This is a genomic window from Enterococcus sp. FZMF (genome assembly GCF_030263915.1).
GTDB classification, from domain to species: Bacteria; Bacillota; Bacilli; order Lactobacillales; family Enterococcaceae; genus Enterococcus_D; species Enterococcus_D casseliflavus.
Window position 1 is genome coordinate 3051568 of record NZ_CP127160.1, and the last position, 15102, is coordinate 3066669.

General features: G+C 45.1%; 12 protein-coding genes. All 12 read right to left on the bottom strand.

Annotated features, from left to right (window positions below; all coding sequences use genetic code 11):
• Positions 1-20 precede the first annotated feature (20 nt).
• Positions 21-1058, bottom strand: coding sequence for a two-component system sensor histidine kinase SapS (gene sapS / locus QN079_RS14860; protein ID WP_159160641.1), 1038 nt, complete (start codon positions 1056-1058; stop codon positions 21-23).
• The gene (gene sapR, locus QN079_RS14865) at positions 1055-1729 is read right to left on the bottom strand and encodes a two-component system response regulator SapR (RefSeq protein WP_005227794.1); all 675 of its coding nucleotides are present in this window, start codon (positions 1727-1729) and stop codon (positions 1055-1057) included. The genes sapS and sapR overlap by 4 nt, the downstream gene beginning before the upstream one ends.
• A 158-nt stretch (positions 1730-1887) precedes the next feature.
• Positions 1888-2091, bottom strand: a complete 204-nt coding sequence (locus QN079_RS14870; RefSeq protein WP_005227790.1) for a hypothetical protein — start codon at positions 2089-2091, stop codon at positions 1888-1890.
• A 19-nt stretch (positions 2092-2110) separates the two neighbouring features.
• Positions 2111-3616, bottom strand: coding sequence for a phosphohexomutase domain-containing protein (locus QN079_RS14875; RefSeq protein WP_289230039.1), 1506 nt, complete (start codon positions 3614-3616; stop codon positions 2111-2113).
• A 103-nt stretch (positions 3617-3719) separates the two neighbouring features.
• Positions 3720-4214, bottom strand: coding sequence for a methylated-DNA--[protein]-cysteine S-methyltransferase (locus QN079_RS14880; RefSeq protein WP_142424911.1), 495 nt, complete (start codon positions 4212-4214; stop codon positions 3720-3722).
• A 201-nt stretch (positions 4215-4415) separates the two neighbouring features.
• Positions 4416-6338: an ABC transporter ATP-binding protein gene (locus QN079_RS14885; RefSeq protein WP_005227782.1), complete on the bottom strand. Its 1923-nt coding sequence runs from the start codon at positions 6336-6338 to the stop codon at positions 4416-4418.
• Entirely contained in the window at positions 6277-8016 is a 1740-nt protein-coding gene (locus tag QN079_RS14890) for an ABC transporter ATP-binding protein (protein ID WP_010749042.1), read from the bottom strand. Before QN079_RS14890 ends, QN079_RS14885 begins: the two co-directional genes overlap by 62 nt.
• 189 nt (positions 8017-8205) lie before the next feature.
• Positions 8206-9756: a PASTA domain-containing protein gene (locus QN079_RS14895; protein ID WP_289230040.1), complete on the bottom strand. Its 1551-nt coding sequence runs from the start codon at positions 9754-9756 to the stop codon at positions 8206-8208.
• Entirely contained in the window at positions 9749-10423 is a 675-nt protein-coding gene (locus QN079_RS14900; protein ID WP_005227776.1) for an ABC transporter ATP-binding protein, read from the bottom strand. Before QN079_RS14900 ends, QN079_RS14895 begins: the two co-directional genes overlap by 8 nt.
• Positions 10424-10435: 12 nt before the next feature.
• The gene (locus QN079_RS14905) at positions 10436-11977 is read right to left on the bottom strand and encodes an FtsX-like permease family protein (protein ID WP_123834773.1); all 1542 of its coding nucleotides are present in this window, start codon (positions 11975-11977) and stop codon (positions 10436-10438) included.
• A gap of 312 nt (positions 11978-12289) precedes the next feature.
• Positions 12290-12736 (bottom strand): D-aminoacyl-tRNA deacylase, encoded by a 447-nt coding sequence (gene dtd / locus QN079_RS14910; RefSeq protein ID WP_289230041.1) that lies wholly within the window; start codon positions 12734-12736, stop codon positions 12290-12292.
• A gap of 6 nt (positions 12737-12742) precedes the next feature.
• Positions 12743-14953, bottom strand: a complete 2211-nt coding sequence (locus QN079_RS14915; RefSeq protein WP_005227770.1) for a RelA/SpoT family protein — start codon at positions 14951-14953, stop codon at positions 12743-12745.
• Between the last annotated feature and the right edge of the window lie 149 nt (positions 14954-15102).

Genomic DNA, 15102 nt, shown 5'->3' on the forward strand with positions numbered 1-15102 from the left:
GATACTCGAAAAAAAGCAGATTAACGTTTTTCCTCATAATAACTCAACAACGGAAAGAACAGCGTCATGGTGGTTCCTTTTCCAACTGTCGACGAAGCCGTTAGCTCGATGCCTAATTCCTTCGCCAAACTTTTCGCTAAAAAGAGCCCCAATCCCGTCGAGTGGGTGTCCGTTTGGCGTCCATTTTCGCCCGTAAAGCCTTTATCAAAGATGCGCCGCATGTCTTCTTTAGGAATGCCAATCCCACTATCTTGCAAGTGGAGATAGGTCCCTTGGGCATCTTTTTCGATCCGAATCGTCAGCTGACCATTTTGTGGTGTGTACTTCACGGCATTGCTGACCAGCTGTCGAAAGATAAAGCCGAGCCATTTTTCATCGGTCAACACTTGCTGATCCTCGCCTTCAACGGCATAGTGCAGGTTCTTTTGGATAAAATAATTGGCCTGACTGCGTAAAACTGGCTGGATGACGCCTTTCAATGAAATTTCTTGGACCAGATAATCTTTTGAAAAGCTGTCCAAGCGGGCGACGTATAAGACTTGCTCGACGTATTCGTTCATGCGGTTCAATTCATTTTCTAGTAAGATGAATTTTTCATCGGGAATATCAAATTCGATCGAATGCAAAAGCAATCGTGATGCAGCTAAAGGGACTTTGATCTCATGGACCCACGAATCGATGTATTCCTTTTGTTCTTCTTGATTGCTGACGACTTGCTGCATCAATTCTTGGTGCTCTCGGATCAACTGATTGATGTAGGATTCGATCCGTTCTTCTTCCGCCGAGCGTGCTCCTTGCAAGTAGTTTTGCAGCAAGCTATCTCCAGGCTTGGGGGTGATTTTTTGCCAAAAACGCCGCTTAGATAAGTAGCTGACTGCTAAAAAGAACACCATCAAGACACTTTGCATCAAAAAGAGATAGCCGACTGTGCCCCAATCCATCGGGGAATGAGGAGTCAGCCAAAAAACTAAGACCGTCAACACGAAAAAGACTAGCCAACCGATAAACAGCAGCCAACGATCTTTCAAAAAACTGCGCAAAACCCGCCACTTTGTCATGGTACGATATACCCTTGACCAACCTTGGTCTCAATGTAGCCGTTCATCCCCGCTTGTTCGATTTTTCGTCGCAAACGATTGATATTGACCGTCAAGGTATTGTCGTCTACAAATCGCTCGTCATCCCATAAGGCCCGCAAGAGTTTTTCCCGACTTAAAATCTTGCCATGATTTTTCATCAAAATATACAGCAGGCGGTATTCGTTTTTGCTAAGATCGATGCTTTCGCCATTGATATACATGCTGCTGTTGTCGATATTGAGGGTCAAACCATTATGCACTAACGTTTCACTGCTGCTTTCTACATAGTTGTAGGAACGGCGCAGCAGCGCATTGATTTTTGCAATCAGAACGTCGATCTCAAAAGGTTTTGTCACAAAATCGTCCGCTCCCATATTCATGGCCATGATCATATCCATATTGGTATTGCGGCTAGAAATAAAAATGATTGGTACTTTGGAAGCTTCGCGGATTTTTTGACACCAATAGTAGCCATCAAAAACCGGCAAGTTGATATCCAGTAAAATCAGTTGGGGCTCTTGTTCTTCAAAGTCAGTCAACACTTGATGGAAATCCGTCGTGCCAAAGGTCTCAAACTGCCATTTTTCTAGTTCTTCGATAATCAGTTGGCGAATCACCGCTTCATCTTCTACTACCATTATTTTTGCCATATCCGTGAATTCCCTCACTTTGTGTAATTTTCTCCTCTTTACTTTATCAAATATCAAAAACGAATGCGAACATTAATCGCCGTTTTTAGCAAACCCTAAAAAACCTCGCCACTGACGGTAGAAGCCAGTGGAGAGGCAAAGCAAAAATGTCTATTGGGTTATTCGATGATCTCTACCGTCTCGATCAGTAATTTACCGATAAACAATAAGATCCCATCGAAAAAAAGCACACTCATGTTGACACCTAATAACATCGATAACCGTTCAACGACATCGATTTTTGGTCGTTTGTTCAAGTAACGAAACAAGAAAAAATTCACACCATACGTCACTGCCATGATCAGCAGCATCAAGATCACCATTTTAGTTCCCTGCTTTTCTTCAAATTTTTGGTTGCTGTGCTAAAAACTGTGTCAGTTTGCTTTGATCGATGGCTTCATACTGCGATAGAAAGCGACCGATCGCTTGAACGACTGCCGGTAGATGACCCGCTTCATCATTTTCGATCTGCAGCACCAGCAGTGGTTCGTGCAGGCTCATTCGCAGCAAGAACCAGCCTTGGCCATAAGGCGCTGTCAAGTTGATGCGAATACCTTCCTCATTTTCTGGATCGATCTGCCAGCCTGGCAGCAAATGATCGGCTAGATCCTTGATCACTTGGCGACCATAGTCTTGATAGTCGGCTTTTTGGATCGCAAAGCGCAATTCTTGGGTCTCGGCGGGTTGTTGCAACGCCGCGATCAGCTCATCCAGTGTCGTGCCTTGCTTTTGCAATTGAGGCAGCATCATCAAGAGCTTGGCGATCACGTACGCCCCGTCATCTAAAAAGAAATTTTCTTTAAACGCGGCATGCCCGCTGGTTTCGATGGCTAACTGTGTGTCCAGTCCTGCTTCATTCAATTCGATCGCTTTGTTGATCACATTGCGGTAGCCAGAAATATAGCGTACTTGCTGCCCTCCCAGTGCTTCGATAAAGGTTTTTAAATGATTAGAGGTTGGCGAATTGGTGACGATACGCGTGCCAGGGTGTTCCGCTAAGATGATCTTGCTTAATACAGCGATCATATTGTTGCGGTTCAAGGGCTCACCGCTTTTGGTCACGACGGCCGAGCGGTCGACATCGGTATCGAAAATAATGCCTAAATCAGCTTGTTCCCGCAAGACGGCTTCGCGGATACTTGCCATTGCCTCTTTATTGTCTGGATTCGGGATATGATTGGGAAAATACCCATCCGGTTCTAAAAATTGCGAGCCATTCGTATCTGCCCCTAGCGGCAGCAACACTTTTTCAGCAAAAAAGCCGCCGGCGCCATTGCCTGCATCAACAATGATCTTTAATCCAGCCAAAGGTTTTTCCTCATTGGTTCCCATCCCTTGGCGAATTTTTTGCAGTAGATCTTGGGCATAAGGCGTCAGCAAGTCTTTTTGCTGATAGCTTCCTTTTTCCGCTGCCTCATGAACGGTAGTGTGGGTCAAAATATAGTGGATATCCGTTTTTTCGGCACCGCCTTGGCGGCTGAAAATTTTTATTCCATTAAAGTAATAAGGCAAATGACTCGCTGTCAGCATCACACCAGCATCACAGTCGAAATCCGCAAACTGTGTACTCATAAACATGGCAGGTGTCGTTGCCAAGCCGCAATCGATCACTGCCACGCCTTCTTGCTGCAGCTGTGCCATCAACACTTTTTGCAGTGCTTCGCCACTCAAGCGACTGTCACGACCGACTGCCACGCGAAAAGGACCGCTGCCCTTTGTTGCCAACCAGTTGCGCAAGCCCGAAGCAACTTGCCGAACCGCTTGCTCTGTCAGTGTCACCTGCTCTTTTTCTGTTGCGATCGCAATTCCTCGAATATCAGAACCATTTTGCAAATCAACGATGTTCATTTCCTCCACCCCTTCTTGTAACCGGAATCAATTTTATTATACCAGAGAAAAAAGGAAATGAAATTGCTTTTTAGTATTTTTTACTATAAATAGTTTGCTTCCCTTACTCTTTAAACGGAATCCCTTCCAGTTGCAGTAGTCGGCGTTTGGTTGCTAACCCGCCCCGGTACCCCGTCAAGCGGCCGTTTTTTCCTAACACCCGATGACAAGGAACCACGATCATCATCGGGTTACGCCCCACTGCATTTGCGACAGCGCGGACAGCAGTCGGTCGTTGAATGCGCAGCGCCAAGTCACTGTACGTAGTGGTTTGTCCATAAGGAATTTGGGTCAGTGCTTGCCAAACGGTTTGTTGAAACGGTGTCCCGACAAAATCAAACGCAAAAGTAAATGTCACTGGTTCCCCTGCAAAATACGCTTGCAGCTGCGCTTCAATTACTGGATCAAGGTCAGCTGTATCACTGATTTCAGCCAATGGAAAGAACTTGAGTAATTCATGATGATCCTGCTGCCGACCAAAATAAACTAGCCCTTTTTCCGATTGGACCACTTCATACCACTCATCATCTAAAACGATCTTTGCCAATGCTAGTTTCATGTTTTCACCTCATGGAATCCATTTTTCGCCGCACAACTGCTGACGTGCTGCCGCCGTTGTGCGGCTGTCTCAGTGACAGTATACCATTTTTTCGAGCTGCGCAAAAAAACCGACTGGCTTACTGCCAATCGGTCGTTGCAAACAAGGGAAAAATAGGTAGATCGCCAGTCGCTGCAGCTTCAAGCCGTAGCCGTGGCAGGATCAATCCAATTCGATTTTTCCAGTATAGAGCTGATAATAGGTGCCTTTTTCCGCCAATAGCGTTTCATGAGTCCCCCGCTCAATGATACGGCCATGATCCATCACCATGATGGCATCGGAGTTTTGGATCGTAGACAATCGATGGGCGATCACAAACACGGTCCGTCCAGACATCAAACGGTCCATCCCTGATTGGACGATCCGCTCTGTACGGGTATCGATGCTTGAGGTGGCTTCGTCTAAGATCATCACTGGCGGATCAGCGATCGCTGCCCGCGCAATTGCCAACAGCTGACGTTGCCCTTGGGAAAGCCCTTCGCCATCGCCCGTGATCACGGTGTCGTATTTTTCTGGCAAGTGGTTGATAAACATGTCGGCATTGGCTAATTTCGCAGCTGCCAGCACTTCTTCATCACTAGCATCCAGTTTTCCGAAGCGAATATTCTCGCGAATCGTTCCAGTAAACAAATGGGTGTCTTGCAACACGATCCCTAAGGAGCGGCGCAGAGATTCTAGATGGATTTTTTCAATATTGATGCCATCATAACGAATCTTCCCGTCTTGGATGTTGTAGAACCGATTGATCAAATTGGTGATCGTTGTCTTACCAGCACCTGTGGCACCGACAAAAGCAACTTTTTGCCCAGGCTCTGCATACAGATTGATATCATGTAAGACCAGCTGATTGTCGACATAGCCGAAATCAACATCTTCAAATCGCACGTCTCCCGTCACTTCCGTATAGGTAATGGTCCCATCCTCGTGGGGATGTTTCCACGCCCACGTGCCTGTTCGTTCTTTGGTTTCAACTAGCTGACCTTGCGACCATTTGGCATTGACCAGTGTGACGTAGCCATGATCGATTTCTGGCGTTTCATCTAATAGATGGAAGATCCGCTCGGCACCAGCTAACGCCATGATCACAAAGTTGATTTGTTGTGACACCTGGCTGATAGGACCATTTAATGAACGGCTCAGCTGCAAGAAAGAAGCGATCATCCCGACCGTTAGGCCAGAAACACCATTGATGGCAAACAGGCCCCCAATGATGGCGATCAAGACATATTGGACATTCAGTAAGTTCATCATGATCGGCATCAAGGTATTGGCATTGACATTGGCTTTAGTGGCACTTTCTTGCAGTTGGTCATTTAAAGCATCAAATTCTTCCATGACGATTTTTTCATGATTGAAGATCTTGACGACTTTTTGCCCGTGCATCATTTCTTCGATATACCCGTTGACAGCGCCTAAATCTCGTTGCTGTGCGCCAAAGAAGCGGCCGCTGCGGCGAGAAATGATGCGGATCACATTCAGCATCAAAATAATCGACAGCATCACGAACAAAGTCAATGGGACACTGATGGAGAACATAGCGATAAAGACAGAACAAAAGGTTACCGCCGCCATCATCAAGTTTGGAATACTTTGGGAGATCATTTGGCGCAACGTATCCGTATCGTTGGTAAAGTGACTCATGATGTCGCCATCTGAGCGGGCATCAAAGTAACCGACGGGTAGAGACTGCATATGCGTAAACATTTGGTCACGGATTTTTTTCTGCGTACCCTCACTGATCTTGACCATCATAAAGTTATAGATCAGTGCGGCCAAGATCCCAATCAGGTAGATGATCGCCATTTGAACGATCGCCCGAAACAAACCGCCAAAATCAGGATTGGCTTGCCCTAAAAGCGGTGTGATATGATCGTCGATCACGACTTGTAAAAACAACGAACCGCGAACGTTGGCAAAGGCACTTAATAAGATCATAACAACGACGAATAGAAGTTGTCCTTTGTAGTCGCCAAACATCGTCCGCAATAAGCGTTTCAATGTGCGCTTGGGATTTGCTGCTTGTCTATTCTTCACCTTCACCAAATCCTTTCTGCTGCGAATGGTACACTTCTTGATAGATGGCATTGTTTGCCAATAATTCTTCATGGGTACCGATGCCGTTGATTTTGCCATCATCCATTACGATGATCCGATCTGCATCTTCGATCGAATTGATCCGTTGGGAAATAATGATCGTCGTCGTTCCCGGGATTTCTCGTTTCAAGCCTTCACGAATACTGCGGTCGGTTTTGGTATCGACGGCACTGGTAGAATCATCGAGAATCAAGATTTTCGGTTTCTTCAACAAGGCACGAGCAATCGTCAACCGTTGTTTTTGTCCACCAGAAACATTGTTTCCTCCTTGTGAGATCTGCGTTTCATATTTATCAGGAAATTCTTGAATGAAGGGATCGGCTTGTGCGATCGTTGCCACGCGCTGGATCTCTTCATCCGACGCCTCTTCATTGCCCCAACGTAAATTGTCGTTGATGGTGCCGCTAAAAAGGACATTGTTTTGCAAGACCATACTTACTTGGTCCCGCAATGCTTCTAAATCATAGTCGCGAACATCATGACCGCCGACGATGACACGCCCTTCAATCACATCATATAAGCGCGGGATCAGCTGGACAAGGGTGGATTTTCCGCTCCCGGTCCCGCCAATGACTCCAATGACTTCCCCGGATTCGATACGCAGATTTGCATCCGTCAGCGCCAGCTTGTTTTTGTCATTGGCGTAACTAAAGCCGACATTCTCAAAAACGATGGAGCCGTCTTTGATCTCTTTGACTGGATCGGCGGGATTTTTCAAGTCACTTTCTTCATCTAATACTTCTACGACCCGTTCTGCCGACGTTCGTGCGATCAAAATCTGCACGAAAGCCATCGACATCATCATCAAGCTCATCAAAATCTGCATCGTGTAGTTGAACATGCTGACTAACTCACCAGTGGTCAGGCTGCTTTGTTCCACGATCAGCTGGGCACCAAACCATGACAGGAGCAGCATACACGTATAGACAGAAAATTGCATCAATGGCATGTTGAAAGAGACGATTCGTTGCGCAAGCGTGAAATTCCGATAAACATCGGTGGACACTTCGCCAAACAGTTCTTCTTGCTGTTCTTCCCGAACATACGATTTCACGACGCGAACCCCTTGTAAATTTTCTTGCACCACATTATTCAGGCGGTCATAAATGCGGAATACTTTTAGAAACAGCGGGTGGGCAAAACGTATAACTAAAGCCAGGCCAATCGCTAAGATCGGTAAAACAACCAGATAGATCGTCATAAGTTCTGGACTGATGGTGCTAACCATTGCAAGTGAAAAAATCAGAACTAACGGACTACGGACCAGAATACGAATAATCATTTGGTAAGCATTTTGGACGTTGGTCACGTCAGTGGTCAAGCGGGTGATCAAACTGGAGGAAGAAAAGCGGTCAATGTTTGAAAAGGAAAAATCTTGGATTCGGCGAAACAGATTGTGCCGCAGGTTGCGGGCAAAACCAGCCGAAGCGATCGCTGCCGTTCGTCCGCCAAGCGTTCCTAAAAGTAATGCGATCAAGGAACATAAAAAAAGCAAGCCGCCATCTCTTAGAATCACACCGGCGTCTCCTTTTTCGATCCCTTGGTCGATCATCATGGCCATGATCAGGGGCATAATGACATCTAAGGCAACCTCTCCTGCTACATACACAGGGGTCAGCAAGCTGTCCTTCTTATAGCTGCCAACATTCGCGAGTAATTTTTTTATCATTTGTTTCGTCCCTTCTATAGATGGCACTGCGGAGCCATTTTTTATCGTTACCATCAAGTTTACTTTATCGACCCAGCGATTTCAAGCGGCTCGCTTGTGTTTTTTTTACAATTAGTAAGTAAAAAGCACCCTTCCAAAAAGAAGGGTGCTTGCTTTTTTGATGCGGTTTGTAAAAGCACTTAGTAAGGATTATTCGGTAGCGTTTGAACCAGCGGTACTGATCGGTTCATCGACATCGTCACCGCCATCATCTGCCGGCGGTGTTTGGGTACTGCCTTGCAGATTGCCGCGGCTGATCCCGATGGTGATCCACGTTTCTAGGGGAATAAACTCGCCGTAGCGGCTCATTTCAACAACGGTTCCTTTTGGTTCCGCCGAATCGACATAGTAGATTTCGTAATAGACGTTGGCGCCTTTTGATTTGTATTCATCAAAGAATAGTTTTGGCAAGTCGCCTTCCGTTGCTTGGAAACGGATGTCTTTTAAATATGGTCGGCCTAATGAGTAGACGACTTTGACGGTTGGCAAAGTATCGCTTTCGCTGTATTCTTTGCCTGCTTCTTCCGACTGGCTCAAGAAACTACCATACGCCACTTGATCGGAATAGACTGTGCTGACTTGCAGCGGGATTTTCGATTCTATTCCTTGGGCTTCTTCGATCGTGTATTGTGAAAAATCTGGAACGGTTAATGCTTGGCCTTTTGAGACCTTCACCACAAATTCATCTTTTTTCGCGAGTTTGCTGCCTTTGACTGGTTCTTGTGAAACCACCAGATCCAGGGCGACACTGTCAGAAAAGACGGTTTCTTCTTTGTATTTCAAGTCATTCTTTTTCGCCCATTCAGAAGCTTCACTCTTGGCTTTGCCCGTAAAATCAGGTACTTCAATATTCTTTTCAAAGACCTCTTTCCCTTTTGAATAATAGACACTCAAACGGTCTTTGCGTTTGTATTCCGCCAAATCAAGCTCTTTGTTGGCCGCCTCTTGTTTAATAAAGGCTTCTGCTGCTACGTTGTCGTCAAATTGTTCGATCAAAGAGAGGTTCTCGGCTTTATTGCTGGCGATCCATTCTTTTGCTTCGGTCACTTGCATCGCTGAAAAATCTGGCAGCTCTAAGCGTTCTTCAGGATCAGGCCCGAGACTCGCCGTCAGTGTCAATGTGGCACCCTTCTTGATCTTTTTGTCAGGATCAACACTTTGGTCAATCACTTGGTTGACGTCTTTGTCAAAATCATATTCTTGCTCCACTTTGATAGCGACGCCTTCTTCCATGCCCCACGTCCGCGCTTCTGACAGATCTTGGGCAGTGAAATCTGGCACCTTCACATGGGTCATTTGATAGTAGACGATCCCAATCACGGCAATCGCCAAGGCGGTCAGTAGGGCAATCAGCAAGATTTTTTTCTGCTTACGCTTTTTGTAGGTCGGATCAAATTCCGTTTCTTCTTTCCCAAACCGGCTGACTGGTTCCTTTGATGCTACCTTCTCCGTCGAAGAACTCGCCGCTTTTGCTTCAGTCGTCTGTGTTTGTTGACGGGCTGCCGAACGACTCAGTGGCTCACTAGCGGTCGATTCTTCTGATTGGTGAACCGTCGTCGGCTCTGCTGGTTTGCCCGCTTGCTCCGCGCCACTTGCGTTTTGATCTCCGACAGGTTCGCTGGTTTTTTTCTCGCGATCGGGCGTGGGTTTCTTTTTGCCATCATAGTTGTCCGGGCTAAAATTTGATAAAAAATCACTCATGTTTGCTCAACACACCTTTACGTAAATACAAGACTTCATCCGCTTGTTGAGCGATCTCGTTGGCGTGGGTCACGACGATCACACATTTGTTGTGGACGTGTGCCAGCTCTTTAAAGATATCGATGATTTCTTGTTCCATTTCTTCATCCAAATTCCCGGTTGGTTCGTCCGCTAAAATGATATCGACATTGGTGGCTAACGCCCGGGCGATCGCTACCCGTTGTTGTTCCCCACCAGATAATTGATTGACGAGACGATCGGCTTTTTCTTTAGTGATGCCTATATAATCCAGCAAATTGTACGCCACTTCTCGTTGATTGTCTGGTAGCTGATTTTTCGTGATCGCCATCGGCACTAAGACATTTTCGACTGCACTCAAATAGGGAATCAGATTATAGCTTTGGAAAATGATACTGATGTCGTCGCGGCGATAATTCTCATGCCCGATTTTTTCGATATCGGTGCCTTCATAAAGTACTTGACCGCTTTTCGGACTATCCAACGCACTGATCAAGGACAAAAACGTCGTTTTTCCCGAACCAGATTGTCCTAAGATGGCATAGAAAGTCCCTTTTTCAAAAGAAACAGAGGTCTCTTTCAGTATATAGCGGCGCTGATCGCCGTCTTGGTAATAGTAATCGACTGCTTTCGTTTCTAATAAAGTCATCGTTGGTTCCTCCTACATCATGATTTTCTTTGGATTCAAGCGTAAAATATACAATAGCGGTAAAATCGCTGAGAGTAAGACAGTTCCTAGACCTAACAGCAGATACGTGATGATGTAGCCGGCTGAGAAGGATACTTGATAAGCATTTTTGATATCCATGTAATCAATATTAGCTGCCATCATACTGCCATAATAAACACCGCCCATCTCATTTTGATTGCTCATCCAATCGTTTTGCATCAAGGTATTTGAAACGGCACCACCTAATAAGTTCCCGGTCACTAAGGACAATAGCAGTGCGGCTAAACTAACCAGCAAGACTTCAATCACGATCTGACCAATGACTTTCCCACGACTTTCCCCCAAGGAAAGATAGATGCCTAATTCTTGTTTCCGATCTCGTAAGAAAAGCAAGACCACTAAGGAAATGATAAAGATGGTAGCGATCGATGCAATGATCACGATGTAATTTGCGATCACTCCTAAACGAGTAAAACCACCGGCGATCTGCTCGTATTGATCCGTATTGGCAACGACGCGGTAATATTGGGGCAATAACGCACCAGCTTCTTGTTTAAAGGCTTCGACGTCATCCGTTGAATTTAGGACAAAGATCGGTTGATAAAAGTTATCTGCATCTTCATCGATTGTTTCACCCCAAACCTTCTCTGCTTGAATCTTAGTGTAATCGAGGACTAGATTATTACTAGCATAAAACGTATTGATTTGATCCATCACTTGCCATATCGTATCGGAGTTTTGACTACCACTTTGATCCGATGAATCATTTTGATTGCTCTGATCTTTTTTAACTACCGAAAAAATTCCAGCGATCGTCACAGGATAATCAAAGCTGGCACTGTTGCTGTCATCACTAGTTTCTTCTGTGCCATCGTTTTCTTCGTCATCCACGATCTCGCTTCCACCGCCCATCATGATATCTGTCCGGATATCCCAAACCAACTGATCACCAACGCTCAAGTTATTCAGTTCAGCAACTTCTTTACTGATCAATACCGCATTCGTCAGTTCATTTAAATCTTTTTCCGTTAGGCCTTCGCCTTCATCGAGACGAATCAACCCTTCTTGCATATCTATTGGCTGTGTCAAATTGCCGCCTTTCAATGTGAAATATTGACCGCCCATCTGTATTGAACCATCTTCTGGTACATACGCTTTCAGTTCTTTCGTTTCTAAACTGCCCATCATTTGATAGTCATATTGTTTGACATAGCTTAACTGACCGATTTGCTTATAAACATCCAGCGCTGGTGGTTTCGGATAAAAATCCTCTTGAGACCGTTCTTCCTCCGAAACATCCGCATGGTCTTTATCAAAACCTTCCCAATCCATTTCCACCGTAGCTACGTTCCCCATTTTGCGTTTCGTCTCTCGCTCCACGTTGGCAGTGGATTGTTGAATTGCTACAGCACCAGCGATCACATTGCCTAGAATAAATAGAACTAAAAATAAAATAAATGATTTCCCTTTTCTTCTGGTGATACTTTTTAATGCACGCTGCCAAAAGTTCATTGTTTTTTCCTCCAGTGACATTATTTTTTAACAATTATTCCATACTTCTCCCTCAAGAACAATCGCAATAAAGGGGCGTTTTTCGAATTTTAAATATAAAAAAACGAGTACAAACGATATTTCCATTTAAAAACCCTTATAAAAGAACAAGAAAAAGATGTTAAATAACAAATAAAAGAATGGGATTTTTGCTAACAGTTTTGTAAGATTTCCCGATTTCAACTTAAATTTTACTTGGATTCCATCAAAAATGCTTGGCGCTTTCGAGAGTATAAAAAAACGAAGGAATTCTCTCACTCTTTCCCAGCGAGAAAATCCTTCGTTTTGTATCACTTATTTTTCTTTCGTATCGATCACAATCGTCACCGGGCCATCATTGACCAAGGCGACTTGCATATCTGCACCAAATTTTCCAGTAGCAACAGTGATCCCTTCTGCTTTTAAGCCTTCATTAAAAGCTTCGTAAAGCGGGATCGCAATACTTGGCGGTGCCGCTTGAATGAAGCTGGGACGATTGCCTTTCTTGGTCTCCCCATAGAGGGTGAACTGTGAAATATTCAAGACGGCGCCATTTATACTTTCCAGTGACCGATTCATTTTACCTTCTTCGTCTTCAAAAACCCGCAGATTTTTGATTTTTCTTACGAGATAAGCCACATCGTCGCCTGTATCCTCATGGGTGATCCCCAATAAAACCATAAACCCTTGTTGGATCGCACCGACGATATTCTCCTCAATCGACACACTTGCTTGACTGACTCGCTGGATCACTGCCCGCATTCTTTCTCATCCCTTCGTACGTCTGACGCTGTAAACATCTGGAATCTGTTTGATCTTATCAACGATCGATTTCAAATGAGTCAAATTCTGAATCGCCACCGTGATGCGGATCGTTGCCATTTTGTCTTTGTTGGTTTTGGCTTCGACACTCACTAAGCGCTTCGTGACAGTGTTGACTGTCTGTAAGACATCATTGAGCAACCCAGAACGATCATAGCCGTAGATCTCAAGATCGGCATCGTATTCTTTGTTGATGTCGGTGGCATCTTCCCACTCAACATCGATCAAACGGTTCGCGGCGTCTTTGTTTTGAACATTGGGACAATCGCTGCGGTGGATCGAGATTCCTCGGCCTTTGGTAATGTAGCCGACGATCGAATCTCCAGGGACCGGATTGCAGCAGCGGGAGATACGGATCAACAAGTTATCGACCCCTTCAATGACAATGCCGCCTTCGTGACGAACCTTCATTTTTTCTGGTTCTTTTTTTGTCGGTTGATTGATCATCTCTTGGACTTGCTGCTTTTGCTTCTCGATTTGTTTCTCGCGCCGTTCTTCTTCGGTCAAACGGTTGGCTAAAGTCGTGGGACTAACTTCCCCATAGCCGACAGAGGCAAATAGATCATCTTCTGTTTGGTAGTTGAACCGTTCGCAAGCTTCCGCCATTTTGCTTTTCGTCAAAAATTCTTTCGGCACAAAGCCCATATCTTGTAAGGTACGAACCACTGCCTCATGCCCTTTGATGATGTTTTCATCACGATCTTGGGCTTTAAAAAATCGTTTGATTTTGTTCTTCGCTTTGCTGGTAGCCACTAGTTTGACCCAGTCGCGGCTTGGACCAAAGGAATTTGGTGAGGTCAAGATCTCGATAATGTCCCCATTTTTTAGCTTGTAGTCCAATTGGACCATCTTGCCGTTGACCTTGGCGCCGGTGGTTTTGTTACCGATGTCGGTATGGATACTATAGGCAAAATCCAGGGGACTGGAGCCTTGAGGCAACTCCGTCACATCACCTTTTGGCGTAAATACATAGACTTTGTCGCTGAAAATATCGCCTTTGACACCTTCCATAAATTCAGAAGCATCATAGCTTTCATCTTGTAGTTCCAAGATTTCTCGGAACCAGCCAACTTGTTGGGTCATCTTGTCGGCTCTGACTTTTTCGGTCTTGCCTTCTTTATAGGCCCAGTGTGCAGCAACCCCAAATTCAGCGATTTCATGCATTTCATGGGTCCGAATTTGGATCTCGACAGGATTGCCTTTGGGACCAATGACCGTCGTATGCAGCGATTGGTACATGTTGGCTTTTGGCATCGCGATATAATCCTTGAACCGCCCAGGCATTGGTTTCCATTTTGTATGGATCGTTCCCAAAACCGCATAACAATCTTTGATGGAGTCAACGATCACTCGGATCGCCAACAAATCATAGATTTCATTGAACTGTTTCTTTTGGTCTTTCATCTTGCGATAGATCGAATAAATATGCTTTGGTCGGCCATAGATCTCAGCATAAATATCTAGTTCCTCGGTGGCGATCCGAATCTCTTCTACGGTTTCAGAAACGTAGGATTCCCGTTCTTCTCGCTTTGTCTGCATCAAATGCACGATTCGGTAATATTGCTGTGGATTCAAATAACGCAAAGAAATATCTTCTAATTCCCATTTGATGCGGCTGATCCCTAAACGATGAGCCAATGGGGCATAGATTTCCATCGTTTCTTGGGCGATGCGGCGTTGTTTGTCTTCCCGCAGATGTTTCAACGTACGCATATTATGTAAACGGTCAGCCAGTTTGACCATGATGACCCGTAAATCTTGCGCCATGGCGATCAACATTTTCCGATGATTTTCTGCTAATTGTTCTTCATGAGATTTGTACTTGATCTTACCCAGCTTGGTCACGCCATCCACTAGCATCGCTACATCGGCACCGAATTCTTCTTTCAGATCGGCTAACGTCACATCGGTATCTTCGACGACATCATGCAAAAAACCAGTTGCAACGGTATGAGGATCCATCTGCAATTCTGCCAAGATCCCCGCAACTTGGATTGGATGAATAATGTAAGGCTCGCCGGATTTACGGAATTGTTCTTTATGGGCTTCTGTCGCGTAATCTAATGCTTTTTGGACAAAGGCAACATGCTCTTCACTCATATAATGAGCGACCAATTTGATGACATTGGGCCCGGTCAATATAACTTCTTTTGCCATTCATTCCGCCTCCTGCTTTTCTTTTTTGTGCTATCAAAAAGGCAGACAGAAGTCGCTGTTAACGTTTCGTCACGCACCCAAAGCCTTGCGGACAAACGTTCTAAGCATGGGACTCCTGTCTAACCTGCAGTTCTTATTTAGTAGTATTA

Bases quoted from the DNA above. Each gene is read 5' to 3' on its own strand.
- QN079_RS14890 (WP_010749042.1), bottom strand. From the start codon at position 8,016: ATGATAAAAAAATTACTCGCGAATGTTGGCAGCTATAAGAAGGACAGC.
- QN079_RS14905 (WP_123834773.1), bottom strand. From the start codon at position 11,977: ATGTCACTGGAGGAAAAAACAATGAACTTTTGGCAGCGTGCATTAAAA.
- QN079_RS14895 (WP_289230040.1), bottom strand. From the start codon at position 9,756: ATGAGTGATTTTTTATCAAATTTTAGCCCGGACAACTATGATGGCAAA.
- sapS (WP_159160641.1), bottom strand. From the start codon at position 1,058: ATGACAAAGTGGCGGGTTTTGCGCAGTTTTTTGAAAGATCGTTGGCTG.
- QN079_RS14870 (WP_005227790.1), bottom strand. From the start codon at position 2,091: ATGGTGATCTTGATGCTGCTGATCATGGCAGTGACGTATGGTGTGAAT.
- QN079_RS14900 (WP_005227776.1), bottom strand. From the start codon at position 10,423: ATGACTTTATTAGAAACGAAAGCAGTCGATTACTATTACCAAGACGGC.
- QN079_RS14880 (WP_142424911.1), bottom strand. From the start codon at position 4,214: ATGAAACTAGCATTGGCAAAGATCGTTTTAGATGATGAGTGGTATGAA.
- dtd (WP_289230041.1), bottom strand. From the start codon at position 12,736: ATGCGGGCAGTGATCCAGCGAGTCAGTCAAGCAAGTGTGTCGATTGAG.
- QN079_RS14915 (WP_005227770.1), bottom strand. From the start codon at position 14,953: ATGGCAAAAGAAGTTATATTGACCGGGCCCAATGTCATCAAATTGGTC.
- sapR (WP_005227794.1), bottom strand. From the start codon at position 1,729: ATGGCAAAAATAATGGTAGTAGAAGATGAAGCGGTGATTCGCCAACTG.
- QN079_RS14885 (WP_005227782.1), bottom strand. From the start codon at position 6,338: ATGCCATCTATCAAGAAGTGTACCATTCGCAGCAGAAAGGATTTGGTG.
- QN079_RS14875 (WP_289230039.1), bottom strand. From the start codon at position 3,616: ATGAACATCGTTGATTTGCAAAATGGTTCTGATATTCGAGGAATTGCG.